At 70.5% G+C, this 24482-nt stretch carries 24 protein-coding genes and 1 other RNA gene; 3 read left to right on the forward strand and 22 right to left on the reverse strand.

Annotated elements, in window-relative coordinates; all coding sequences use genetic code 11:
- Positions 1-95: 95 nt before the first annotated feature.
- The 20 genes from murB to VIL67_RS08590 form a co-directional block, all read right to left on the reverse strand.
- Positions 96-1019 (reverse strand): UDP-N-acetylmuramate dehydrogenase, encoded by a 924-nt coding sequence (gene murB, locus VIL67_RS08495; RefSeq protein ID WP_332048443.1) that lies wholly within the window; start codon positions 1017-1019, stop codon positions 96-98.
- On the reverse strand, positions 1016-2437 hold the full coding sequence (gene murC, locus VIL67_RS08500; RefSeq protein WP_332048444.1) for a UDP-N-acetylmuramate--L-alanine ligase: 1422 nt from the start codon (positions 2435-2437) through the stop codon (positions 1016-1018). Before murC ends, murB begins: the two co-directional genes overlap by 4 nt.
- A gap of 197 nt (positions 2438-2634) precedes the next feature.
- Complete coding sequence (gene murG / locus VIL67_RS08505; protein ID WP_332048445.1) at positions 2635-3732, reverse strand: undecaprenyldiphospho-muramoylpentapeptide beta-N-acetylglucosaminyltransferase; 1098 nt, start codon at positions 3730-3732, stop codon at positions 2635-2637.
- 13 nt (positions 3733-3745) lie between these two features.
- On the reverse strand, positions 3746-4921 hold the full coding sequence (ftsW, locus tag VIL67_RS08510; protein ID WP_332048446.1) for a putative lipid II flippase FtsW: 1176 nt from the start codon (positions 4919-4921) through the stop codon (positions 3746-3748).
- Positions 4918-6336, reverse strand: coding sequence for a UDP-N-acetylmuramoyl-L-alanine--D-glutamate ligase (murD, locus tag VIL67_RS08515; protein WP_332048448.1), 1419 nt, complete (start codon positions 6334-6336; stop codon positions 4918-4920). The genes ftsW and murD overlap by 4 nt, the downstream gene beginning before the upstream one ends.
- A 19-nt stretch (positions 6337-6355) precedes the next feature.
- A complete protein-coding gene (gene mraY, locus VIL67_RS08520; RefSeq protein WP_332048449.1) occupies positions 6356-7465 on the reverse strand; it encodes a phospho-N-acetylmuramoyl-pentapeptide-transferase in 1110 nt (369 codons plus the stop codon).
- Entirely contained in the window at positions 7462-8859 is a 1398-nt protein-coding gene (locus VIL67_RS08525) for a UDP-N-acetylmuramoyl-tripeptide--D-alanyl-D-alanine ligase (RefSeq protein ID WP_332048450.1), read from the reverse strand. The genes mraY and VIL67_RS08525 overlap by 4 nt, the downstream gene beginning before the upstream one ends.
- On the reverse strand, positions 8852-10303 hold the full coding sequence (locus VIL67_RS08530; protein ID WP_332048451.1) for a UDP-N-acetylmuramoyl-L-alanyl-D-glutamate--2,6-diaminopimelate ligase: 1452 nt from the start codon (positions 10301-10303) through the stop codon (positions 8852-8854). Before VIL67_RS08530 ends, VIL67_RS08525 begins: the two co-directional genes overlap by 8 nt.
- Complete coding sequence (locus VIL67_RS08535) at positions 10303-12051, reverse strand: peptidoglycan D,D-transpeptidase FtsI family protein (protein WP_332048452.1); 1749 nt, start codon at positions 12049-12051, stop codon at positions 10303-10305. The genes VIL67_RS08530 and VIL67_RS08535 overlap by 1 nt, the downstream gene beginning before the upstream one ends.
- Positions 12048-12470 carry a cell division protein FtsL gene (gene ftsL, locus VIL67_RS08540; protein WP_332048453.1) on the reverse strand — a complete coding sequence of 141 codons (423 nt, stop codon included), beginning with the start codon at positions 12468-12470 and terminating at the stop codon, positions 12048-12050. Before ftsL ends, VIL67_RS08535 begins: the two co-directional genes overlap by 4 nt.
- Positions 12467-13402 (reverse strand): 16S rRNA (cytosine(1402)-N(4))-methyltransferase RsmH, encoded by a 936-nt coding sequence (gene rsmH, locus VIL67_RS08545; protein ID WP_332048454.1) that lies wholly within the window; start codon positions 13400-13402, stop codon positions 12467-12469. The genes ftsL and rsmH overlap by 4 nt, the downstream gene beginning before the upstream one ends.
- Entirely contained in the window at positions 13399-13866 is a 468-nt protein-coding gene (locus VIL67_RS08550) for a division/cell wall cluster transcriptional repressor MraZ (RefSeq protein WP_332048455.1), read from the reverse strand. The genes rsmH and VIL67_RS08550 overlap by 4 nt, the downstream gene beginning before the upstream one ends.
- Positions 13867-14319: 453 nt before the next feature.
- An RNA gene (rnpB, locus tag VIL67_RS08555) (RNase P RNA component class A) lies at positions 14320-14699 on the reverse strand.
- A gap of 45 nt (positions 14700-14744) precedes the next feature.
- The gene (locus VIL67_RS08560) at positions 14745-15350 is read right to left on the reverse strand and encodes an FMN-binding negative transcriptional regulator (RefSeq protein WP_332048456.1); all 606 of its coding nucleotides are present in this window, start codon (positions 15348-15350) and stop codon (positions 14745-14747) included.
- Positions 15350-16069, reverse strand: coding sequence for an N-acetylmuramoyl-L-alanine amidase (locus VIL67_RS08565; protein WP_332048457.1), 720 nt, complete (start codon positions 16067-16069; stop codon positions 15350-15352). Before VIL67_RS08565 ends, VIL67_RS08560 begins: the two co-directional genes overlap by 1 nt.
- Positions 16066-16959, reverse strand: a complete 894-nt coding sequence (locus tag VIL67_RS08570; protein WP_332048458.1) for a DMT family transporter — start codon at positions 16957-16959, stop codon at positions 16066-16068. Before VIL67_RS08570 ends, VIL67_RS08565 begins: the two co-directional genes overlap by 4 nt.
- A 57-nt stretch (positions 16960-17016) precedes the next feature.
- The gene (locus VIL67_RS08575) at positions 17017-17610 is read right to left on the reverse strand and encodes a DUF3052 family protein (protein WP_332048459.1); all 594 of its coding nucleotides are present in this window, start codon (positions 17608-17610) and stop codon (positions 17017-17019) included.
- Positions 17611-17613: 3 nt separating this feature from the next.
- Positions 17614-18756 carry an acyl-CoA dehydrogenase family protein gene (locus VIL67_RS08580; RefSeq protein WP_332048460.1) on the reverse strand — a complete coding sequence of 381 codons (1143 nt, stop codon included), beginning with the start codon at positions 18754-18756 and terminating at the stop codon, positions 17614-17616.
- Positions 18757-18840: 84 nt separating this feature from the next.
- A complete protein-coding gene (locus tag VIL67_RS08585) occupies positions 18841-20043 on the reverse strand; it encodes an acyl-CoA dehydrogenase family protein (RefSeq protein ID WP_332048461.1) in 1203 nt (400 codons plus the stop codon).
- Between the two features lie 95 nt (positions 20044-20138).
- Positions 20139-20768: an energy transducer TonB family protein gene (locus VIL67_RS08590; RefSeq protein ID WP_332048462.1), complete on the reverse strand. Its 630-nt coding sequence runs from the start codon at positions 20766-20768 to the stop codon at positions 20139-20141.
- A 124-nt stretch (positions 20769-20892) separates the two neighbouring features.
- Between VIL67_RS08590 and VIL67_RS08595 the strand changes: the two genes are divergently transcribed.
- Positions 20893-21636, forward strand: coding sequence for an endonuclease/exonuclease/phosphatase family protein (locus tag VIL67_RS08595; protein WP_332048463.1), 744 nt, complete (start codon positions 20893-20895; stop codon positions 21634-21636).
- On the opposite strand, the gene VIL67_RS08600 is transcribed toward VIL67_RS08595, so the two are convergent.
- Positions 21611-23119: a phospholipase D-like domain-containing protein gene (locus VIL67_RS08600; RefSeq protein ID WP_332048464.1), complete on the reverse strand. Its 1509-nt coding sequence runs from the start codon at positions 23117-23119 to the stop codon at positions 21611-21613. The two genes, VIL67_RS08595 and VIL67_RS08600, sit on opposite strands and share 26 nt — an antisense overlap.
- Positions 23120-23271: 152 nt before the next feature.
- Positions 23272-23613 (reverse strand): hypothetical protein, encoded by a 342-nt coding sequence (locus VIL67_RS08605; protein ID WP_332048465.1) that lies wholly within the window; start codon positions 23611-23613, stop codon positions 23272-23274.
- Positions 23614-23787: 174 nt separating this feature from the next.
- On the opposite strand from VIL67_RS08605, the gene VIL67_RS08610 reads away from it, so the two are divergent.
- Entirely contained in the window at positions 23788-24231 is a 444-nt protein-coding gene (locus tag VIL67_RS08610; protein ID WP_332048466.1) for a PaaI family thioesterase, read from the forward strand.
- Positions 24228-24446 carry a DUF1289 domain-containing protein gene (locus VIL67_RS08615; protein ID WP_332048467.1) on the forward strand — a complete coding sequence of 73 codons (219 nt, stop codon included), beginning with the start codon at positions 24228-24230 and terminating at the stop codon, positions 24444-24446. The genes VIL67_RS08610 and VIL67_RS08615 overlap by 4 nt, the downstream gene beginning before the upstream one ends.
- Positions 24447-24482: the final 36 nt, after the last annotated feature.

Raw genomic sequence — 24482 nt, forward strand, 5'->3', positions numbered from 1 at the left:
GCCGCGGCTGCCCGCCCGAGGTGAGGCCTGCCCTCTCCACCACCCGCTCCTCGGCGGGCGGTCCCCCTCTCCCAGTTGGTGGGAAAAGAAGGTGGTCAGGCCGGCTTGCCGATGCGCTTGATTTCCCAGTCGAGGTCGACGCCGAACTTGGCCTTCACGTCGGCGCGGACGGCTTCGCCAAGGCCCTCGAGGTCGGCCGCGGTGGCCTCACCCGTGTTGATCAGGAAGTTGGCGTGCAGCGGCGAGAACATCGCCCCGCCGCCGGCGCCGCTTACGCTGAACGGCTTGCCGCGCCAGCCCGCCTCGTCGACCAGCTTCCAGGAGGAGTGGCCCGGTGGATTTTTGAAGGTGGAGCCGCCGGTCTTCTCGCGTATCGGCTGGGTCTTCTCGCGCCGCTCGGTGATCTCGTCCATGCGCTGCTGAATGGCGGCGGGATCGTCGGGCCGGCCCTCGAACAGGGCGCCGGTGAAGATCAGCGGCTCGGCGGCCGCCCGGGCGGACTTGCGATAGCTGTACTCCAGCTCGGCGTTCGACAGCGTCAGGCGACGTCCCGCACGGGTGAGCGCGTAGGCCTCGACCAGAACGTCCTTGGTCTCGGAGCCGTAGCAGCCAGCGTTCATCACCAGGGCGCCACCGACCGAGCCCGGCACGCCGCGGTAGAACTCCAGGCCGGCGATCCCCGCCTTCCCAGCCTCGCGAGCCAGGGTGGCGTCGAGCACGGCCGCGCCGGCGAAGATGCGATTGTCCCCGCGCGGCTCGACCCTGGCGAAGGCCTTGCCCAGACGCACCACCACTCCGTCGACGCCGCCATCTCGCACCAGGGTGTTCGAGCCTACGCCGAGCACCGTCACCGGGACCTCCGGCGGCAGCGCCTGCAGGAAGGCGGCGAGGTCCGCCTCGTCCTCCGGCAGGAAGATCAGTTCGGCGGGCCCGCCGACCCGGAACCAGGTGAAGGGGCCGAGCGGCTCGTCCTTCAGCAGCTTACCGCGGACGGCGGGGAGCGTGTCCCTCCAGCTCATTCGGCGGCTTCCCCCAGCGCGGTGAGCTCGCCTGGCAGGGCGTAGGACCAGCTGGTGATATCGCCGGCGCCCAGCAGGACGACCACGTCGCCGGACCTCGCCTCGGCGCGGACCAGCTCCGCAAGCGCTTTCGGGCTCTCCAGCGGCAAGGCCCGGCGGTGGCCGTAGCGGCGCAGGCCCGAAACCAGGGCGTCGCGGTCGACGCCCTCGATGGGCTGTTCCCCGGCGGCGTAGACGTCGGCGACGATGACCGTGTCGGCGTCGTTGAAGCAGGCGCAGAAGTCGTCGAACAGGTCCCGCAGCCGGGTGTAGCGGTGCGGCTGGACCACAGCCACCACCTTGCCCTCGGTGACCGCGCGGGCCGCCTTGAGCACGGAGGCGATCTCCACCGGATGGTGGCCATAGTCGTCGACCACGCGAACGCCGTTGGCCACGCCTGTCGTGGTGAAGCGCCGCTTCACGCCGCCGAAGCCGGCCAGGCCCTTGCGGATCGCGTCGGCGCCCACGCCCAGCTCGCGGGCGACAGCGATGGCGGCGAGCGAATTCAGGACATTGTGCTGGCCGGTCATCGGCAGGCGCAGGTCGTCGAGGGTGACCATGCCGCCCGCGCGGTCCTGGATCATCACCGAGAAGCGCGCGCCGTCCGGCCCCATGGAGACGTTGTGGGCGCGGACCTCCGCCTGCGGATTGACCCCGTAGGTGACCAGGCGCCGATTTTCCACCCGGGCGGCCATGGACTGCACCTCGGGATGGTCGATGCAGACCGCAGCGAAGCCGTAGAACGGGATATTCTCGACGAAGTCGCGGAAGGCCTTCTTCACCGCATCGAAGTCGCCGTAGTGGTCGAGGTGCTCGGGGTCGATATTGGTGACGATGGCGGCCGTGGACTTGAGCTTCAGGAAGGTGCCGTCGCTCTCGTCCGCCTCGACCACGATCCAGTCGCCCGAGCCGACCTTGGCGTTGGTCCCGTAGGCGTTGATGATCCCGCCGTTGACCACGGTCGGATCGAGGCCGCCGGCGTCGAGCAGGGCGGCGACCAGGGAGGTGGTGGTCGTCTTGCCGTGCGTGCCGCCGACCGCCACCGAGAACTGCAGGCGCATGATCTCGGCCAGCATCTCGGCCCTGCGGACCAGCGGCAGGCGGCGCTCCCGCGCGGCCACCATCTCCGGATTGTCGGGCTTTACGGCGGTGGAATAGACGACGGCGTAGGCGCCTTCCACATTGGCTGCGTCGTGGCCGATGAACACCTTCGCGCCCAGCTTCTCCAGCCGCTCGGTGTTGGCGCTCGCCTTGGCGTCGGAACCCTGCACCTGATAGCCGGTCCGCAGCATGATCTCGGCGATGCCGCTCATGCCGATCCCCCCGATGCCGACGAAGTGCACGGGACCGATCTCGAAGGGGACGGGGCGGCGAGTCATGGAAGCCGAATAGGCGCAAAGGCCCGAGGGTGGAAGGGGTTCGGACCGCAAGCGCCGTGAGGGCTCAGCGCGCGTTCAGGACCGTGGGCACGGCGTAGGCCAGCACGAGCAGGCCCAGCAGGACGATCAGCAGGCGCGTGAGGAACCGCTTGCGGCGCTCGCGGCCTTCGTGCGGCTCGGACATCGGGGAGCCGCCTTCAGCTGCCGCGCGCGGTGCGCTCGACCACATCGGCCAGGCGCTCGGCGGCGTCCGGAATGGCGACGGAGCGGGCGGCCGCGGCCATGCGGGTGAGGCGGGCGGGGTTGTTGAGCAGCTTCTCGAGGGCGCCGGCCAAGCTGTCGACGGTGAGCTGGTGCTCGCGCGCGACCTCCGCGCCGCCGGCCTCGGCCAGCAGACGGGCGTTCTGGCCCTGGTCATCGTCGATGGCGATGGCCAGGGGGACGAGGATGGAGGGCTTCCCGGCCACGGCGAGCTCGCAAACCGTGCCGGCCCCCGAGCGGCCAACCACCAGGTGCGCGGCGGCCAGCCGGCTGGCGAGGTCGCGGAAGAAGGGCGCGATCTCGGCCTCGACCATGGCGTCGCGATAGGCGCGCCGGGCGACGTTCATGGATTCCGCGCGGGTCTGCTGCTGCACGACAAGCCGCTGGCGCAGGTCCTCGGGCAGGATCTTAATGGCCTCGGGCACCAGCTCGGAGAGCAGGCGCGCGCCCTGGCTGCCGCCCGTCACCAGCAGGCGCACCAGGCCGCCGGGCTCCGGCGCCTCGTACGGCAGCTCGGCCAGGGCGCGGATCGGCGGGCGCACCGGATTGCCGACCACCACGGCGCGGCCGGCCACCTTGGGCGGGGCCTTCTGCAGGGTGGGGAAGGCGCAGGCCACAGTGGTCACCCGGCTGGCCAGCATCCGGTTGGTGCGGCCCATAACGGCGTTCTGCTCGTGGATCACCGTCGGGCGGCGGTCGAGCAGGGCGGCGACCAGGGCCGGCGCCGAGGGATAGCCGCCGAAGCCCACCACGACGCGGGGGTCAAGCTTGCGGAACTCGCGGCGCGCCTTCATCGCCCCGGCCATCACCGCCAGGCCCGCCCTGGCCATGCCGATTGGATCGCCGGGCTTGTAGGTGGCGGCCGACAGGCCGATGCGGTCCTCGGCGGGGAAGTCCTGGGCCAGGCCCGCCACCCGCTCGTCCGAAGCCAGGACGATGCGCCAGCCGCGGGCGATCAGAGCCTCCGCCAGCGCCTGGGCCGGAAACAGGTGGCCGCCGGTGCCCCCGGCGGCGACGACCGCGATCTTGTTCATGACGCCAGGGGCACTAGGCGAACGCGCCGGCCTTGGCGAGCCCTTCATTGGCCAGGTAGGCGCCCGGGCGACGCCGGGTGAGGGCCAGGGCCAAGCCGAGCGTCAGCCCCATGGCCAGCATGGACGAGCCGCCGTAGCTGATGAACGGCAGGGTCATGCCCTTTGTGGGGATCAGGTTCAGGTTCACAGCCACATTGATGAAGGCCTGCTGGCCCACGAGCACGAAGAGGCCGGCGGCGGCGACCTGCTCGAACGGGTCGGACAGCTTCATGGCCCGGTAGAGACCGCGGATGACGATGAAGCCGAACAGCGAGATCAGCAGCAGCGAGAAGACCAGGCCGTATTCCTCGGCCCCCACCGAATAGATGAAGTCGGTGTGCAGGTCGGGCACGTGGCGCTTCATGACGCCCTCACCCGGGCCGCGGCCGAAGAAGCCGCCGGCGGCGATGGCCTCGGCGGCGCGGTCCACCTGGTGGGTGTCGGCCTTGTCGGGACTGAGGAAGCGGTCCACGCGGCTCGCCACGTGAGGGAACAGGAAATAGGTGGACGAAAGGCCGGCGATGGCCGTTGCGCCCAGCAGCATCACCCAGGAGAGCGGCACGCCCGCCATCCAGAAGGCCGCGCCGAAGGCCACGGTGATCAGCACCGTCTGGCCCACGTCGGGCTGGATCAGCAGCAGGGCGACGGAGACGAAGTAGAGCGCGAAGGCGATGGAGACGCCGGGCACCCCCTGCCCCTTCTGTCCCTCGGCGAACATCCAGGCGACCAGGATGATCAGGGCCGGCTTCATGTATTCCGACGGCTGGAAGGTGAAGCCGCCGAACTCCAGCCAGCGGGTGGCGCCCTTGGCGTTGTGGCCGATGAACGGGAGCGCGATCATCACCGCGATCGCCGCCACCCAGATGAAGAAGGCGGCCCGGCGAACGCCGCGCACGTCCAGCATCGAGACGGTGATCAGGATGAAGGCCGAGGCGCCGGCGAAGACGCACTGGCGCACCGCGAAGTGGAACGGATCGCCGAGGTTCATGCGCGACGCCGCCGCCGGGCTGGCGGCGAACGACATCAGAACGCCGATGAAGATCAGCACGGCGACCACGCCCAGCATCCAGCGGTCGACGGTCCACCACCACACCCCGATCGGGGAGCGGTCGGAGCGGGCGAAGGCGTGGGCGTGCGACGCGGTGGTCATGCGGCGCCCTTGCTGGCGGCGGCGGGACTGGCGAGCGCGGCGACGGCGGCGCGGAAGGCCTCCCCACGCTCCTCGAAGTCCTTGAACTGGTCGAACGAGGCGGCGGCGGGCGACAGGAGAACGATGGCCTCCTCGCCCGAGGCCGCGGCGTCGGCGTAGGCGGCCTGGACGGCGGCGGCCATGGTCCCGCAGTCCCGGACCTCGGCCTTGCCCTGCAGCGTCTGGGCGAACATCGCTGCACCCTCGCCGATCAGGTAGGCGCGGGCGACGCGCGGAAAGAGATCGGCCAGCGCCTCGATCCCGCCGGTCTTCGGCTGCCCGCCGGCGATCCAGTAGAAGCGCGGGTAGCTCGACATGGCCTGGCGGGCGGCGTCGGTGTTCGTCGCCTTGCTGTCGTTGACGAAGCGGACCTTGCCGATGGTCCCGACGGTCTCCATCCGGTGGGCGAGGCCCGGGAAGGTCATCAGGTGCTCGGCGGCTTCCTCGGCGGCGATGCCGATGCCCTTCGCGGCGGCGTAGGCGGCCGCCGCGTTCTGCCAGTTGTGGCGGCCCGGCAGCGAGCGGGCGCGGGTCAGGTCGGCGACCTCCACGGCGCGCTCGGCCGTGGCGTCGTAGAGCATGCCCTGCAGGGCGTAGATGCCGCGCCCCATGGCCTTGGACGCCGAAACCGGCACGATGGTGCGGCGGTTGGCGGCGGTGATCTCGGTGCAGATCCGCGCGCCCCAGGGATCATCGACGCCGATGACCGCCGTGTCGCCCTTGCCCTGGTTCAGCAGGATGCGGCGCTTGGCGGCGACGTAGCCTTCCATGCCGCCGTGGCGGTCCAGGTGGTCGGGCGAGATGTTGAGGATGATGGAAACGTCGGGGTGCAGGCTGGAGGTCAGGTCCAGCTGGTAGGACGACAGCTCCAGCACGTAGACGGCGCCGCCGTGCATGTCCTCGAGGCCCAGCACCCCGAAGCCGATGTTGCCGCCCATGCGCACGTCCCGGCCCGCCTGGGCGCAGATGTGGGCGATCAGCGCGGTGGTGGTGGACTTGCCGTTGGTGCCGGTGATGGCGACGATCTTCGGCCGCTTGTGCTCCGGCGCGGCGTTCACCGTCCGGGCGAAGAGCTCCACGTCCCCGAGAATCTCCACGCCGGCGGCGCGGGCGCGCTCCACCGTCCAGTGCGGCGCGGGATGGGTGAGCGGCACGCCCGGCGACAGCATGAGGGCTGCGAAGCCGCTCCAGTCGGCCGAGGAGAGGTCGACGAGCTTGAAGCCCTCGGCCTCGGCGGCGGCGCGGGTCTTCGGGTTCTCGTCCCACAGGGCCACCTGGGCGCCGCCGGCCATCAGGGCGCGCGCGGCCGCCAGGCCGGTGCGGGCCAGGCCGAACACCGCCACCGTCTTCCCTTCGAAGCCGCGGACCGGGATCATGGCTTGCGCTTCCCCTCCCCTACCGCAGCTTGAGCGTGGCGAGGCCGACGAGGGCGAGCACTACGGCGACGATCCAGAAGCGGATCACGACCGTGCTCTCGGACCAGCCGAGCTTCTCGAAATGGTGGTGCACCGGCGCCATCCGGAACACCCGCTTGCCCGTGAGCTTGAACGAGGCGACCTGGATCATCACCGACAGGGTCTCGGCCACGAACAGGCCGCCGATCACCGCCAGGATGATCTCGTGCCGCGTGGCCACCGCGATCGTGCCCACCGCGCCGCCGAGCGCCAGGGAGCCGGTGTCGCCCATGAAGATCTTGGCCGGCGGGGCGTTGTACCAGAGGAAGCCCAGACCGGCCCCGATCAGCGCCCCGCAGAAGACGGAGATCTCGCCCACGCCCGGGACGAAGTGGAGCTGCAGGTAGTTCGAGAAGACGAAGTTCCCGACCACATAGGCGATCAGGCCGTAAGTGGCCGCGGCGATCATCACCGGCACGGTGGCCAGCCCGTCCAGCCCGTCGGTGAAGTTCACCGCGTTGGCTGCGCCCACGATGATGAAGGCGCCGAACAGCAGGTAGCCCCAGCCCAGGTCGAGGTAGGCCTGCTTGAAGATCGGGAAGGTCACCGTCGTCAGCAGCTGCGGCATCTCGGGCGGACGCGCCGCGAAGACCACGATGATGGCCACCGCGGCCATGGCGATCAGCGCTTCGAGCAGCAGGCGGACCTTGCCCGACACACCCTCTGTGGTCTGCTTGGTGACCTTGGCGTAGTCGTCCAGGAAGCCCAGCGCGCCGTAGCCGGCGGTCACGATCATCACCGCCCAAATGTACGGGTTGGACAGGTCGCCCCAAAGCAGGGTGCCGCCCAGCAGGCCGGCCAGGATCATGACCCCGCCCATGGTCGGGGTGCCGGCCTTCTCGACGATATGGCGCTCGATGCCTTCCTTGCGGATCGGCTGGCCCTTGCCCTGCTTGGCCTGCATCCAGCGGATGAAGCGCGAGCCCATCAGCACCACGATGATGAGGGCGGTGAAGATCGCCAGGCCCGTGCGGGTCGTCTGGTACTTCAGGACGTTGAGGCCGGGGATGTAGCCGCCGGCGGCCAGCAGCTCGTAAAGCCAGTAGATCATCGGCCGCCCTCCCCACCTTCGGAGTCGAGCGCGCTCAGCGCCTGCGCGATCGCGCCGGCCCGGCTTCCATTCGACCCCTTCACCATCACCAGATCGCCGGGCTCTACGGCCTGGACGACCTGCGGCGCGAGTTCGGCCGCGCTTTCGGCGTACGCGCCCCGGCGAGTCGGCGGAAGGGCGTCCCAGAGGCTTTTCATCAGCGGCCCGGCGCAGAAGACGCGGTCGATCCCGGCCGTCTCCAAGGGCTGCGCGAGGGACGCGTGGAAGGCCGGGGCGTCGGCGCCCAGCTCAAGCATGTCGGTCAGCGCGACGATGCGCCGCCCCTCGGTCGCACGCGCGCCCAGGGTAGCGATCGCCGAGGCCATGGAGATCGGGTTGGCGTTGTAGCTCTCGTCGATCAGGGTGACCTCGCCGCCTCGGATGCGGAGGCGCTTTTCGGCTCCGCGTCCGGCCAGCGGCTCGAACGAGCCGAGCGCCGCCAGGCTGGCGTTCAGGTCGACGTCCAGCGCCTCCAGCATCAGCAGGACGGCCATGCTGTTCAGGCCCCAGTGGAAGCCGGTTTGCAGGATCGGGAAGTCCAGCGCCTTTCCGTGCAGGCGGGCCTGCACCACCGCGTGGCCCCCGGGGACCTGGAAGTCGATCAGGCGGGCGTCACAGCCCTCACGCGTCCCGAAGGTGCGCACCGTGGCGCCGACCTTCTCGGCCTCGGTCTTGAGCAGCTCGAACCAGCGGTTGTCGGCGTTCAGGACAGCGACGCCGCCGGGCTCGAGCCCGTCGAAGATTTCGGCCTTCGCGCGGGCGACGCCTTCCTCACCGTCGGGGAAGTTCTCCACGTGCACCGGGCCCACCGTGGTGACCACCACGGCGTGGGGGCGAACGAATTTCGCCAGGGGCCGGATCTCGTCGGCGTGGTTCATGCCGATCTCGAACACCGCGCGCTCGGCGTCGCGGGGCATGCGCGCCAGGGTCAGCGGCACGCCGATGTGGTTGTTGTAGGACTTGACCGAGGAGTGGGCGCGTCCGGCGAGCTTGAGCCCGGCCATGATGGCCTGGGTCACGCTGGTCTTGCCCACCGAGCCGGTCACGGCGCCGCGACGCACCTGCGGCGCCCGCTCGCGGGCGGCGACGCCGAGCTTTTCCAGAGCGGCGAAGGTGTGGTCCACCATGACGGCGGGCGCGTCCACGGGCTTGGACGCCAGCACCCCCGTGGCGCCGGCGGCCAGCGCCTGGGCGACGAATTCGTGACCGTCACGCACGCCTGCGAGCGCCACAAACAGGTCGCCCGGCTCGATGGAGCGGGTGTCGATGGAGACGCCATCGGTCGCGAAGGCGCTGGTCGCCTTCCCGCCCACGGCGGCGGCGAGCTCGTCGGACGTCCAGAGGGGCTCAGCCATGGACCAGCTCCAGCGCGGCGAGCGTTTCGGTGACGTCGTCAAAGGGATGGGTGACGCCGGCGATGGTCTGGCCCTGCTCGTGGCCCTTGCCGGCCACCACCAGGATGTCGCCCTCGCTGAGCAAGGCGGCGCCGGCGCGGATCGCCTCGCGACGGTCGCCGATGTCCTTGGCCCCCACAGCCCCGGCCAGCACCTCGGCGCGGATCGCCGCGGGATCCTCGGAGCGCGGGTTGTCGTCGGTCACGATGGCCACGTCCGCCAGCTCGGCGGCGATCCGGCCCATGATCGGCCGCTTGGTGCGGTCGCGGTCGCCGCCGGCCCCGAAAACCACGACCAGCTTGCCGGTGACGTGCGGCCGCAGCGCCTTCAGCACGGTCTCCAGCCCATCCGGGGTATGGGCGTAGTCCACATAGGCCTCGCCGCCGCGGGGGCCCTGCCCCACGCGCTGCAGGCGACCGGGGGCGCCTTCCAGGCGTTCCAGGCCGGCGAAGGTTTCGTCGAGGCTCAGACCGGCGGCGAGACACAGGCCAGCCGCCACCAGGGCGTTGGACGCCTGGAAGCCGCCGGCGAGCGGCAGGCGGACGTCGTAGGTGCGCCCATCGGCCAGGATCTGCAGGCGCTGGCCTTCCGGCAGCAGGCTGCGCGAGGCGAGCTTCAGCCCCTGCCCCGCCTCGCCGACGCTGAACACCGTCTGGCCCGCGCAGGCGGCGGCCGCGGCGAAGGCGGGGAAGTCGTCGCTGTCGGCGTTCAGCACCGCCACGCCGCCGCGCGGCAGCAGGGTCTCGAACAGGCGCAGCTTGGCGGCGCGGTAAGCCTCCATGGTGCCGTGATAGTCCAGGTGATCCTGGGTCAGGTTCAGGTAGCCGGCGGCCTTCAGCTTCACCCCGTCGAGGCGACGCTGGTCGACGCCGTGGGAAGACGCCTCCATGGCGAAGTGGGTCACGCCCATGGCCGTGATGCGGGCCAGCAGTTCGGCGACGTCCGCGGCGTCGGGAGTGGTGAGGCCAGGCGGGGTCACCTGATCGTGCCGCCCGTCCGGATGGCTGACGGTGACACCCAGAGTGCCCATGCTGGCCGAGGTGCGGCCGGCCTGGGCGAACACCTGCCGGCAGAAGTTGGCCACCGAGGTCTTGCCGTTGGTGCCGGTGACCGCGACGCAGGTCTGCGGCTGGTGCCTCCAGAAGTTGGCGGCCGCGAGGGCGTAGGCCCGGCGCGGATCCGGGGTGGCCACAGTGGGCACGGCGAGGCCGAGGTCCCGCTCCGCGATCACCGCGGCCGCGCCCGCGGCGACCGCCCTGGCGGCGAACGCCGCGCCGTCGACCTTGCTGCCCGGCAGGGCGGCGAACAGGAAGCCCGGCTGCACCTTGCGGCTGTCGGCGGTGACTCCCGTGATTTCGGGATCTTGGCCGAGGTCACGCTTCACCAGATTGGAGAGGCGGGCCATCACTGCACCCCGGGGGGCGGCGGCGCCTGGCCCTCGGCGAGGGTCAGGATGTCGGTCTTGCGCTTCACGCCCAGGAACGGGGCGATGCGCTCGATCACGCGGCCGGCGGCCGGCGCGGCGACCCAGCCGCCGGTGGAGAAGCCAAAGGTGCGGGCGCTGGGGTGGGGCTCGTCCATGAGGATCAGCACGAAGTAGCGGGGCTCGCCCACCGCGCCTTCAGTCGGGAAGGCGGCGGCGAAGGAGGAGACCTGCCGCTGCTTGGAGTAGCCGCGGATCGCCGGGTCGTACTTCTCGCCGGTGCCGGTCTTGCCGCCCACCGACAGGCCCGGGACGTTGGCCGACTTGCCGGAGCCGCCGGTGACGTTGGCCCGCATGATCTGCAGCATCTGAGCCGAGGTGCGCTCGGACATCACCCGCCGTCCTTCCGGGACCTGGCCCGGGTCCACCTTGCGGATGGTCAACGGCCGGAGCACGCCGCCGTTCATGACGGTGTTGTAGGCGATCACCAGCGACAGGGGCGACACGTTCATGCCGTGGCCGAAGGAGGTGGAGGCGACGGCGTCCTCGTCCCACTTCTTGGGCGTCAGGGGGCGGGCGCTCTCGATCAGCTCGACCTTGGCCGGGCTCGTGAGGCCGAGGTTGGTGAAGTACTGCTGGAGGCGCTGGGGGCCCACCGCGACAGCCAGCTTGGCCGTGCCGATGTTGGAGGAATGCTGGAAAACCTCCACCAAAGTCAGGATCTTACGCGCGGCGTGATAGTCGCTGATCGTGCGGTAGCCGAGCTTGTAGGGCTCGCGAGCATCGAAGGTCGAGCTGGGCGTCGCCACACCGCTGTCCAGCCCGATGGCGACGGTGAAGGCCTTGAAGGTCGAGCCCATCTCGAACACCGAGGCTGCGGCGCGGTTCAGCTTGGCGTCGTCGCTCGCGGCGCCCGGCTTGTTCGGGTCGAAGGTGGGGTAGTTGGCCATCCCCAGGATCTCGCCCGTGTGGACGTTGGTGACGATGCCCACGGCGCCCTTCGGCTGGAACTCGGCGGCGGCCTTGTAGAGCTCGTCCTCGAGCGCGGCCTGGACGCGCAGGTCGATGGAGAGGGGCACGGCCGCCTTGCCGCCGGCGCCGCGCCGGATGTCCTCGTTCAATGCAGCCTCGGCGCCGGTCAGGCCCTCGCCGCCGGTGTCGGCGAAGCCGATCAGGTGGGCGGCGGTGGATCCCAGTGGATAGACGCGGCGCTCCTCGGGCTCGAAGGAGACGCCGGGCAGGCCCAGGCTGTGCACCCGAGCCCGCTGTTCCGGGGTGAGGCCGCCCAGCACGAACACCCGGCGCTCGCCGCGCAGCGCGCGTTCCAGCCGTCGGCGGTCGAGTTCGGGCAGCGCGCGCACGAGAGCGGCGCGGGTCTCGGCCGTCTCCCAGATCTCGCGGGGATCGATGTAGAGGCCGTAGTGCAGCAGGTCGGCGGCCAGCATCTGGCCGTTGCGGTCGACCAGGTCGGCGCGCGCCGCCCCGCCGATCGGCGCCAGCCCCTCGCCGTGCCGCAGGCCGGAGAACAGGGCCGCCCGCGTCGCCCCGACCGCCAGGGTCAGGAAGGCGAAGGCGAAGATCGCCAGGACGAAGAAGATGCGGATGCGGGTGTCGTCCTCGGCCTTGCCCGAGGCGCGCGCGCGCTCGAAGGCATGCTCCAGGCCCCACATCCAGCGGGTCAGCCAGCGCGAGAGCTGCGGCCCGCCGAAGCCGTGCTGCACGAGGCTCATTGGGCCTCCTCGGGGACGGCGGCGACCTCGAGGGCGGCGCCGGTCTCTTCCGCCACCGCCGGAGCGGCGCCGACGGCGGGGGGCGGGATCACGACCACAGGCGGGGCCGGGTTGCGCGCCACGTCCAGCAGGGTCTCGGTCGAGGCTTCGCGCTTCACCGACACGGGCACCAGCCCCAGGTAGGCGGTGGACAGCCGCTCGATGCGAGAGGGCTGCTCCAGGTGGCTGACCTCGGCCTGCAGCAGACGGATGCGAGCCTTCTCGGCGGCGATCTGCCGCTCGATCCGGGCGATCTCGGCGCGCTCGCGCCCAGCGACGGTCTTGAACAGGTAGACGCCCAGGATCAGCACCACCAGCAGCCCCAGGGCCACCAGGTCGACCAGGCGGAAACCACGCACCCTCCGGTCAAGCAGGCTCATGCCGCGTCACTCCAGACCGGCGCCTCGGTGCGCACGGCCGCTCTCAACTTCGCCGAACGGGCTCTGGGATTAGCCGCCACCTCCGCTTCGCCCGGCGACTTCGCACCGTTGAAGAGGAGCCGGAAGCTCGGCGCGCCGCTGGCCTCGACCGGCGGCGCGTGGCGCGATCCCGACGGCGTTCTACCCGCTCGCACCGTCAGGAAGCTTTTGACGATTCTGTCTTCCAGCGAATGGAACGTGACGACGCAGAGGCGGCCGCCCGGTTTGAGCGCCCGTTCGGCGGCGACCAGGCCGGATTCAAGTTCGGCCAGCTCTTCGTTGACGGCGATCCGGATCGCCTGGAACGAGCGGGTGGCGGGGTGGACCTTGGCCCCGCGGCGGCCGCCCAGCGCCTTCTCGATGAACTCGGCGAGCTCCACGGTGCGGGTGAACGGCTGCTCGGCGCGGCGGCGCGCGATGGCGGCGGCGACGCGGCGGCTCTGCCGCTCCTCGCCATAGACGAACAGGATGCGCGCGAGCTCGGCCGGCTCGGCGGTGTTCACCAGGTCGGCGGCGGTCTGGCCGCTTGCGCCCATGCGCATGTCGAGCGGCCCGTCGCGCATGAAGGAGAACCCGCGATCGGGCTCGTCGAGCTGCATGGAGGAGACGCCGAGGTCGAGCGCCACCCCGTCCACCGCGCCGGCGCCCACCACCTCGTCCATCTCGGAGAAGCGGGCCTCCACCAGTCGGAACCGGTCGCCGGGCAGCCCGTCGGCGAAGCGGCGGGCCGTGGGGTCGCGATCGAAGGCCACGACGGTCGCGCCGGTCGCGAGGATGGCGCGGGTGTAGCCGCCCGCTCCGAAGGTGCCGTCCACGTGCGTCTCTCCGGGCGCCGGCGCCAGGGCTTCGACCACCTCGTCGCGCAGGACGGAGACGTGCGGGGCCTCGGTCATTGGCCGCCCCCGAGCTTGGCGGCGCGCTGCTGCGCGCGCAGCTGGGCGAGGCCTTCGCGGGCGAGCTCGCGCTGGGCGGCGCGGTGGGCCTGGAAGGCCTCGCGCTGCCAGATCTGGAAGCGGTCGCCGAGGCCCACGACCACCACCCAGTCGGTCAGGCCGAACATCTCGCAAAGCGACTCGGGAAGCGTGATGCGGCCCGCGGTGTCGAAGGAGAGCCGGGCCATGCCGCCGAGCACCGAGGTCTCCAGCGCCGAGCGCAGCGGATCGCCGAACGGCAGCTCCTCGATCACCCCGTTGTAGCGGTCGAACAGGGCTTTGCCGCCGCCCTCGATGCAGTCGGCCTCGATGGAGGGGAAGCAGAACACGCCGTCGAACGGGCCAGACGCCAGGGCGCGGAATTCCTGCGGCACGACGATGCGCCGCTTGGCGTCCAGCTGTTTCTCGAACGTCGAGAGAAACACCGCCTGTCCGATCCCTGCCCTTGCGACCGCACCCCCGGTCGCCCCGCCGCCACTCCCCGGATGTCGGCGCGTCACTTGCGAAGCAGGCGCGCGCCGACGTGGTTAGCGAATGGTGTTTGGGTTAACATGGGACGAATTGGGATACAATGACTCCACACGACTCAGATGCGTGGAATCAATGATGTCGCAGCCGAGGTTTTCGGGCGGGATCTACTTATCCACAGAACGTACAGAGAACTGGTTAAGCTCGGGCCGCGAACCTGGTCGGCATCGCCTCTCCCGCGGAGCGGGAGAGGGTGGGGTGAGGGCCGGCTCGTGCGATGCGATCGCGCCGAATGAGAGGACGAGGGCCCTCGGGGTCGCATGCGGAGTGGCGGAAGGAGCCCAGCCGGCCCTCACCCTACCCTCTCCCCCGCCTGCAGCGTGGGAGAGGAGAGCAACAGCGGGAGCTAGCGGACCAGACGGCCTGTAAGCCGGGTTCTGTGCCGCCCCCGAAGGGACGCGGCGGCCATTCCTCTGGACCGACCCTCGCGGGCCGGTTCTCGCGACCTACCCGGACCTGCTCGGGCCAACGACGGCCCTGCCCCGATCGCTCGGTGCGCGCGGTCCCTATTCGGTCTTGCTCCTGGCGGGGCTTGCCATGCCGTCCCTGTTGCCAGGCACGCGGTGGGCTCTTACCCCACCCTTTCACCCTTCCCTCCCGCGCACGGGAGGAGGTTTGCTTTCTGTGGCGCTATCCCTGGGGTCGCCCCCGGCGGGCGTTACCCGCCGCCATGTCGTCGTGGAGCCCGGACTTTCCTCGAGCTTGCGCCCGCGACCGCCCGGCCGTCTGGTCCGCGCGGAAACTGGTCGCTCGGTGCGGTCAGGTCAAGCCGGTGTCATTCCGGCCCATTTTCCATCAGCCGGGCGAGCGGATGGTCGCCCAGGGCGGCGATCACGCCGAGCCGGTCGGCCTCCGGCTTATTCTGCGACAGCTTGGAGATGCCCTCCAGCCGCTCCACCGTCAGCCGGCAACCGACGATGCCGCGGACCATCCGCTCGAACACGCCCGGCGTCATCTTGGCCCGGGTCCAGGGCGGTTTCGGCAGCAACCGCGCCTCCTCCTGGGCGGACAGCGCATCCAGCTGGGCGACCAGGCCAGCCTCGTCCAACAGAGTCACCGGACCCTCGGCCTCCACGGAGACATAGTTCCACGTGGGCACCTGGTCGGCGCTCTCGTACCAGTCGGGGCTGACGTAGGCCTCCGGGCCCAGGCTGACCGCTACCGCGCGGAAGCCATCGGCGAGGAAGGGCGCCAGCGCATTACCGCGGGAGATGTGCAGGTCGATGGCGAGGCCGTCCGCCAGGCGTCGCACCACGGCGGGCGCGTGCGCGACGCGCGGCCGGCCGTCTGGCGACGCGGCGAGCGTCAGGAACGGCTGGTCCGCCAGCTGGGCGACCAGCCGCTCGGCGTCGTCCACATGGAACAGCGGCGCCGGATGCATCAGCCGCCGAGCCTGAGCAGCGCGATCAGCCGCGCCCGGGTCTCCCCGTCCGCGACGCCGTCCACCTGCTCGGGCCGCCAGTGGCGCTGGAAGGCGCGGACCACGGTTTTGGTGTGGGCGTCGTACGTCCCGGAGGGCGCGCAGTCGTAGCCCAGCCGGGTGAGCCCCGCCTGCAGGGCGAAGACGCCAGCCCCGGCCTCGCCTTCGGCCAGCGGCGCGCCGGGCGCGGCGGCCGCCTCCGCCCAGAGCCCGTGGCCGGCCTCGGCCAGCCGCTTCCAGGGGAACAGCTCGCCCGGATCTTCCTTGCGGTCCGGCGCGATGTCCGAGTGGCCGACGATCTTGCCGTCCTCGATCGTCCAGCGGGTGCGGATGTCGGCGACCAGCTGGATCACCGAAGCGATCTGCGCCTCCGGAAAGGGCCGGTAGCCGAACTCGTGACCGGGATTGACGATCTCGATGCCGATGGAGGTCCCGTTCAGCCCGCGCTGGCCCTTCCAGAACGAGACGCCCGCGTGCCAGGCGCGGCGTTCTTCGGGCACCAGCCGGAAGACGCGGCCGTCCTCCTCCACCAGGTAGTGCGAGGAGACCTTGGCCTCCGGGTCGCGGAGCCGGTCCAGGGCGGCCTGGCCGGTCTGCATGCCCGTGTAGTGCAGCACCAGGACATCCGGCGGCGCGGTGCGGTGGTCCCAGTTGGGCGACGGGGCTTCGATGACGTTCATTGCGCGCGGTTCCGTATGGCGAGCAGCATGGGCCAGACCTGGTTGCCGCGGATCGCGATGATCAGGACTCCGGTCAGCGCGATGGCGCTGCCGATCGCCATCCGCAGGCCGAACGGATCCTTCATGACCGCCACCCCGAGCGCGATGGTGGCCAGGGGCGTCATCAGCGTCAACGCCGAGATCAGGTTCGCCTCGTAACGCTGGACCAGCACGTAGTAGAGCGAGTGGGCCAGCAGCGAGACGACCAGGGCCGAGAACACCAGCGCGGCCAGGAACGGCCAGCCGGCGTGGAGCGCCTTGTCCACCTGGCCCGGCTCCAACACCGCCGACAGCGCCGCCAGGGGCCAGACGGAGGTGAAGCCCACCCAGGCCTGGTACTGCAGCGGCTTCACGCCCTCGAGCTGCTTCATCAGGACGGCGCCCACCGAGCCGGCGAAGGCGGCGGCGGCGACCAGCAACAGGCCCGCCGAGATGGCGAAGCCGTGCGGATCCCACATCACCGTCACCGCGCCGAGGAAGGTGAGCGCGATGCCGATGCCGCGCCGCCAGCGGACCCGCTCGCCCAGCATGAGCATGGACAGGAGGATGGTCATCGGCACGCCGAGCTGCAGCACCACGGCGGCGGACGATGGCGTTGCGAGCGTCAGGCCCACGAACAGGAGGGCGAAGTTCACCGCGCCCATCAGCAGCGCCACCACCACCAGCCGCCAGAGCGGCCGCGGCGCCGGGAACAGCCACGGCAGCACGCAGACCAGCACCAGGGCGAAGCGGAGCGCCGCATAGAACAGCGGCGGCACATCCATGACGCTGACCACGTACTTGGAAAGCACGTTGTTGATCGCCCAGATCAGGCAGACCATCACCAGCAGGCCGAAGTCGCGGAGAGACATCGCGCCCCGGTTAGGGTGCTGCGCCGGCGGGGGCAACCTCGGCCGGTACGGAAAGGGTCAGGTCCTGCGCCGCACCAAACGCAACGCGGTGTGGGTGACGGAGAAGCCCACCACCTTGTTGTCGACCAGGCCGCAGGCCTTGGCGGCGGCCATGACGTCGAGGTCCCTCACGGTGGCCGCCTTGCCCTTCCGCGACGCGATCCAGAGCGCGCCCCGTTCGGCGAGCGCCGGGAGAATCTCGCCGAGACGCGACAGCTGGTCGGTGCTGTCGGCGGCATAGAACAGCAAGTCCAGGTCGCGCCGCTCGTGCGTCAGGATCGCGCCCGCGGCCGCCAGCTCGGCCGCAAGATCGGGATCGTCGACGCCCAGGATCGCGGCCCGCATGCCGGCCTTCACGCCGATCTTCTCCACCCGACCCTTGGGCCGCAGGATCGCCTCGGCCCAGGCGATGGCCTGTCTTTCTCCAAGGCTGAACCGGGCCCCGTCGGCAAGAACGAGATCGCCCTGGTCGGCCCGGACACCAGCCAGGGCCGCGCCCTGCCAGACCCGGCGCTGGGCGCCCCGGAAAACGAGACGGGGCGGCTCCAGCTGGAGCCGCCCCTCATCCGTCCCGTCGGCGAAGGCGGCGCGGACCTGCGCCTCCTTGCCCATGGATCAGGCGGCCTGGCCGAGACTCAGGAACTCGTAGCGGGCCAGGTGATGATCGGTGTTGCCGAAGGCGCTCTCGATCATGGTCGCGCGCTTGAAGTAGTGGCCGATGGCCATCTCGTCGGTCATGCCCATGCCGCCGTGCAGCTGGATGGCGTTCTGGCCGACGAACTTGCAGGCCTTGCCGAGCTGGACCTTGGCGGCCGAGACGGCCTTGGAGCGCTCGGCGTCGTCGGCAAGCTTGATGGTCGCCATGTAGGTCATGGAGATCGACTGCTCGACGTTGATGAACATGTCGACCATCCGGTGCTGCAGCACCTGGAAGGACGAGATGGGCGCGCCGAACTGCTTGCGCTGCTTGGTGTACTCGAGCGTGCCCTCGTGCAGCTTGCGCAGGACGCCGACGCCTTCGGCGCAGGTGGCGGCGATGGCCTCGTCCAGCACCTTCTCCAGCAGCGGCAGGCCGTTGTCGGCCGGCCCCAGCAGGGCGTCGGCCCCGACGCTGACGTTCTCGAAGGTGATCTCCGAGGCGCGGCTGCCGTCGACCGTCGGGTAGTCGCGGGTGGAGACGCCGTCGGCGTCCTTCGGCACCACGAAGACCGAGATCCCCTGAGCGTCGCGCTGGGCGCCGCCGGTGCGGGCGGTGACGATCAGGTGGGTGGCCCACGGCGCGCCGACCACCACGGCCTTGCGGCCGTTGATCACATAGCCCGAGCCGTCCTTGCGGGCGGTGGTGGTCAGGTCGGCGATGTTGTAGCGGCCCTGCGGCTCGGCGTAGGCGAAGGCGAAGGTGGCCGTACCCGCGATGATCTCGCCGATCAGGTCGGCGGCGCCGGCGTGGCCCGAGTGCTTCAGGAAGCCGCCGCCGATCACCACGGTCGGCAGGTAGGGCTCGACCACCAGGGCCTTACCCAGCTCCTCCATGACCACCATGTTCTCGATCGGGCCGCCGCCCAGGCCGCCCAGCTCCTCGGAGAACGGCGCGCCCAGGATGCCCAGCTCCTCGGCGAAGGCCTTCCAGACCTCCGGCCGCCAGCCCGGCTCCTTGCCGATCGCCGCGCGGCGCTTGTCGAAGTCGTAGGTGTCGGCCAGGTAGCTCGCGACCGTGTCGCGCAGCATCGACTGTTCTTCGGTGAAGCTGAAATCCATCGGAAGGACCTACTCCGGTAGCGCCCCTCCCGGCGGCCGGGAGGGGTCTGTGCATCTGAGAATGACGGCGGAAGCGCGGCTGGCCTAGAGGCCCAGCACCATCTTGGCGATGATGTTGCGCTGGATCTCGTTGGAGCCGCCGTAGATCGAGGTCTTGCGGCCGTTGAAATACTCCCCGGCCAGGCCGCGGGCGTAGTCGGGACCCGCCTGGAAGTTGTCGCCGAGGTCGCGCAGGAACGGGGCCCCGTAGTGGCCGACGGCCTCGAGCGCCAGCTCCTGCAGGCGCTGCTGGATCTCGGTGCCCTTGATCTTAAGGATCGAGCTCTCCGGGCCAGGGCCCTTGCCGCTGGACTCGCCCGCGAGCGTGCGCAGCTCGGTGAACTCCAGGGCCGTCAGGTCGATCTCCAGCTCGGCCACCTTGCGGCGGAAGAAGGCGTCGCCGATCAGGCTGCCGCCGGCGTCGGAGCGTTCAGTGCCGGCGATCTGGCGGAGCTTCTCGAGGTTGCGCTTGGAGCGGGCGACGCCCGCGATGCCCGAGCGCTCGTGGGCGAGCAGGGCCTTGGCGCAGGTCCAGCCCTGGTTCTCGTGGAAGATGCGGTTCTCGACCGGCACCTTCACATTGTCGAGGAAGACGTCGTTGACCTCGTGGCCGCCCTCCAGGGTGATGATCGGGCGCACGGTGACGCCCGGCGTCTTCATGTCGATCAGCAGGAAGGAGATGCCCGACTGCGGCTTGGCGTTCGGGTCGGTGCGGACCAGAAAGAAGCCCCAATCGGCGAACTGGCCCAGTGTCGTCCACGTCTTCTGGCCGTTGACGATGTAGTACTCCTTGCCGTCGTCGGCGGTGATCCGCTCGGCGCGGGTCTTCAAGCTGGCCAGGTCGGAGCCGGCGCCGGGCTCGGAGTAGCCCTGGCACCACCAGACCTCGCCGTTGTAGATGCCGGGCAGGAACTTCTTCTTCTGCTCCTCGGTGCCGAAGGTGTAGATCACCGGGGCCAGCATGTTGACGCCGAACGGCAGGACCGGCAGGGCGTCGGCCTTCGCCAGTTCCTCGGACCAGATGTACTTCTGGGTGGGCGTCCAGCCCGTGCCGCCGTGCTCCACCGGCCAGGACGGCGCGACCCAGCCCTTGTTGGCGAGCACCTTGTGCCACATCAGGTACTCGTCCTTGGTGAGCTGGCGATGCTCGTCCTGCGCCTTGCGCAGCTCGGCCGGATAGTTGTCGCGGATGAAGGCCCGGACCTCTTCGCGGAAGGCGTTCTCTTCAGGCGTGAAGTCGAGGTTCATGGGCCGTCTCCCTGGCGTGCTTTACAGCGTATTCGGCGAGGGCGCGGACCATACGCCGCAGGGACCGGCTTGGGAAGATGACGCTTACGTCAACGTCACTCAGCCCTTGGCGGCCGGAACTTCACGGTCATGCGAACCACCTTCTCGGTGGCGCCCGGCGGAGGCGCCATCAGCAGCTTGCCCTGCAGGTCCAGGGCGGCCTTGCCGAAGCCCTGCCCCTCGGGCGTCTCCGCCAGGACCGTGCAGATGATCCGGCGCTTCTCGTTCGGGCGGCACTCCACCCTCGCCTCCCCGGACACCTTCTGCTGGCGCGCCTTAAGGGGATAGAGCCGCTCCCAATCCCAGGGCTGCTGGAGCACCTTCCACCCGCCCTCCGCCTTGACCGAGATGAAGGCGTCCTTGGGGTTGATGCGGAAGCCGATCGGCAGGCGCACCTTGGCGCCGGCGGCCCCCGGCCTGGCCTGGAAGAACGGCGTCGCCTTCAGGGCCGCCTCGCCCAGGCCGTAGCCCGGCGGGTCCTCCCGCTCCACCGCGCATTTGCGCAGCCGGCCGTCGCCCGCCACCTCGCAGGCGACCAGCGCCCCGCCCTCCACGCCGGCCTCCAGCGCCTGCTGCGGGAAGTGAGGGCGCAGGGCGTCGAAGTTCGGCCGCTTCACCCAGAACGAGGGGTCGGCCTCTGGAGGGGCGGCCTGCATAAGCAGCAGGGCGAGGGCGGCGGCGGGCATGAACGACGCCTCCTGCGGTGGCAAAGACGCGAGCTTCGCATCCTCCGCGGGCGGATTGGAAGCCCTCCAGGGCCACGGCCGCGCCTTGCCTTCGCATTTGAGACGCGCGAAACCTCCGCGCCCCATGCCCCGGATCGTGACCTACAATGTGCACCGCTGCGTCGGGAATGACCGTCGGCTGGACGTGCCGAGGATCGCCGACGTGCTGGCCACGCTCCAGCCGGACATTGTCGCCCTGCAGGAGCTAGACGTCGGGCGGGCGCGAACCAACCATGTCGACCAGGCGCACGAGATCGCCGAGCGGCTGCGCATGGTCGGCCATTTCCACCCGGCCATGCGCGTGGAGGAGGAGCTGTACGGCGACGCCATCCTCACCGCCTATCCCGAGACCCTGATCCAGACGGGTCCCCTGCCCGGTCATCCACGCATCGCCCAGCTGGAGCCGCGCGGCGCCCTGTGGATCGAGGCCGAGATCGAAGGCTCGCCGGTGCAGGTGATCAACACCCACCTCGGCCTGGTGCCGAAGGAGCAGCAGGTGCAGGCGGCCTGCCTGGCCGGACCGTCGTGGCTGGAGCATCCCCGCTTCGCCGGGCCGCGGATCCTGCTGGGCGACTTCAACGCCACGGCGACTTCGGTGGTCTACCGCACCCTGGCGGCCAAGCTCGAGCCGGCGCGGCGGCTGGCGCCGAAGAAGACGCCCACAGCCACCTTCCCCTCGCCCCTGCCGGTGCTGCGCATCGACCACATCTTCGTCAGCCGGGAGATCGTCGTGCAGGACGTCTTCGTGCCCTTCGACCCGCCGTGGCGGGTGGCCTCCGACCACCTGCCGCTGGTGATGGATTTCACGATCGCCGGATCTCGCGGGTGACCGACTCGGCCTCGGCGGCCGATCCCGCCTCGGCGACGCGCCGGGCTTCCTGGAACAGCCGCTCGCGGCGCTTGGCGAGCCGCCAGGAGTCGGCGGTGTCGGAGGGGTCGCCGATGTGATAGGCGGCGATGAACTCGCCCACCCCGGTCATCATCGGCGGCTCGATTGGCGCGAGGCGCCCCTCGCGGTTGAGCGTGTCGATCGCCCGGCCGAGCCCGCCGTACTCGGCCCGGGCCTTGCTGACGGCGTCTCCGGTGACGCCCATGAAGTGGCCGACCAGGCGGTCGCGGAAGGCCGAGATCACCATGCGGGCCTCCGGCGCCTCGCACTCGAGGGACAGCTCGCACTCGGTGTCGAAGCCGCCTGAGCGGTTGTTGAGGTTGGCGGAGCCCACGCGAGCGATGCGGTCGTCGATCACGCAGACCTTGGAGTGGACGATGATCACGTCGCCGCCCGGCGTGGTGGGATAGAAGGCGCGGAAGCGGCCGAACACGTCGGCGGCGCGCAGCCGCCAGATCATGGTGCCCCGCGCGCGGTCCATGGTCATCTGGTCGAACCAGCTGGGCGCCTTGCCGGTGGAGATCAGCACCACCTCGGGGCCGTCGGGCTCGGCCAGGCGGGCGGCCAGGGCCTCGCAGATCAGCGGCGAGGTGAAGTACTGGTTCTCCAGGTAGATGATGTCGCGGGCCTCGGCGATGGCGGCGAGGTTCAGCTTGCGGATCTCCTCGACCAGCGGCCGTCCCTTCCAAGCCGGCAGGGTGCGCGAGATGGCGATGTCCACCTGGGTCAGGGCGGGCGGCACATGGTCCGGCCACGGGTCGCCGCCGGCGTCGGGCGGCGGCGACAGCTCGTCGCTGCCCGCCCCTTTCGGCGCGCGGCGCCAGCGCTCGCGGAACAGGTCGCCGAGTGCGGCCGCGGCGTCTCCGTCGACCATCATCATGACCTCGTGCCGGGGCGGGTGCAGGTCCTGGCCCGGCATGATGCGGCGGGGATCGTCGTCACGGTGGTGCGGCGTGTCCCAGCGGTCCACGCTGATGTCGCCGCCGCCGCAGAAGGCCAGCCGGTCGTCGATCACCAGCACCTTCTGGTGGTGGCAGGCGCCGAACGGCACCTGGTCGTCCAGGCGGAACTTCACCGGCGTGTTCTCGAACCACTTGCGCGCCTTGTGCGGGAAGAACTCCTGGCTGGCGCTGATCGGCAGGGCCGACTTCCAGATCAGCAGGCGGACGTCGAGCTCGGGCCGGGCGCAGGCCAGCTCCACCAGGATGCGCCCGACCTCGTCCGGGTCGTCGGGCCCGTCGTAGCCGTCAGGGAACAGCCGGGTCCGCGGGTCGAACCCCCAGCCCAGCAGCAGCACGGAGCGGCGCGCCTTCTGCAGGGCGTCGAACACCGCGGCGAAATAGGCCTGGTTGTCGATCAGGAAGGCGGCGCGGTCGGCCCGCGCCGTCCGCCAGCAGGTATCCCCGGGTCTTAGGACCGACATCACGCTCCCTGGCGGCCGCCGCCGCACTGCGGCCTTTGAAGATCAACAAAAGCTTGGCCAGCAGGGTGGGTTCCGGCGCGGCGGCGCGCAAGAAAAAGCGCGCCGCTCCGGGGGAAGCGGCGCGCAATGCCTGGTTGGGACAGGCGGAGGGATCAGCGGGCGGCGACGGCCTTTTCCGCGCCGGCCATGTAGGCCACGCAGGCGCCGGACAGCTCGGCGCTGAGGCGCTCGCGGCGGTCGGCGCTCTTGGCCTCGCGGCGGGCCTTGTCGAACTCGGTGTTGGCGCGCTCGAGCACGAAGCTCTGCCGGCCCTTCTTCTGTTCCTTGAGGAAGCTGTCGAGGCCGGCGGTGTCCACCGAGCCGATGGTCTCGGCGATGCCCTTGCAGCGGCTGGCCTTCATGTAATCGAGGTCCGTGGCGCGCTCGGCGGCGCTCGCCGCGCCCGCGGCGGCGGCCAGACCCAGGGCGGCGAGAGCGATGGCGGCGGCTTTCATTTCAGATCTCCCTCAGAAACTTCCTGAGCTGAAACTGCCGCCGGGGCGCGATTACTTCAAATGAACAAGCCGCAATGTTGAGTAGATTCGGATTAAACTTCTGCAATGATACGTCCATGTTACTTGCGACCATAAACAGTTTGTAATGTTCGCAGACCCGCGGCATGAAAGGGCATGGGCCGGTTCGAGCTTCAGATGACGGCGGACGCGGTGAACGCGCTGATGCTGCGCGCCTTCCCCGACGCCCACGCCGACGCCATGGCCAAGGTGGTGGACCTGGCGCCCGGCCGCGCCACGCTGGTGCGTCGCTACGGAGAGGGCATGCTGCGGCCCGGCGGCCTGATCTCGGGCCCGAACCTGATGGGGCTGGCTGACACCGGCGCCTACGCCCTGATCCTGGCCCACGTGGGCGAGCAGCTGATGGCGGTGACCTCGCAGCTGACCATGAACTTCCTGCGCGGGGCCAAGCCCGGCGACCTGCACGCCGAGGCCGAGCTGCTGCACCTGGGCCGCCGCAGCGCGGTCTGCGACGTGCGCATCTGGACCGAGAGCCCCGACCGGCTCGCCGCCCAGGCCAACGTCACCTACGCCCTGCCCCTCCCGAAAGGCGCCTCATGAGCCAGCCGCCCGGCCCGCCCAAGGCGATCAAGACTCCCTGCATCAAGGTCTGCGTGGTCGACGGCGAGAGCGGGCTGTGCATGGGCTGCTATCGCCAGCTGCACGAGGTGGCCGGCTGGGCCAGGCTCCCGGACGACGAGCGCGAGCGGATCATGGCCGAGCTGCCGTCCCGCCGCAGCCGCATCCGGCCCGAGAAGCTGGCCATGTTCCGCTGACCGGCGCCGTTCATCCCTTAACAACGCATCGTTCTT

The organism is Phenylobacterium sp. (assembly GCF_036563385.1).
Taxonomy (GTDB): domain Bacteria; phylum Pseudomonadota; class Alphaproteobacteria; order Caulobacterales; family Caulobacteraceae; genus Phenylobacterium.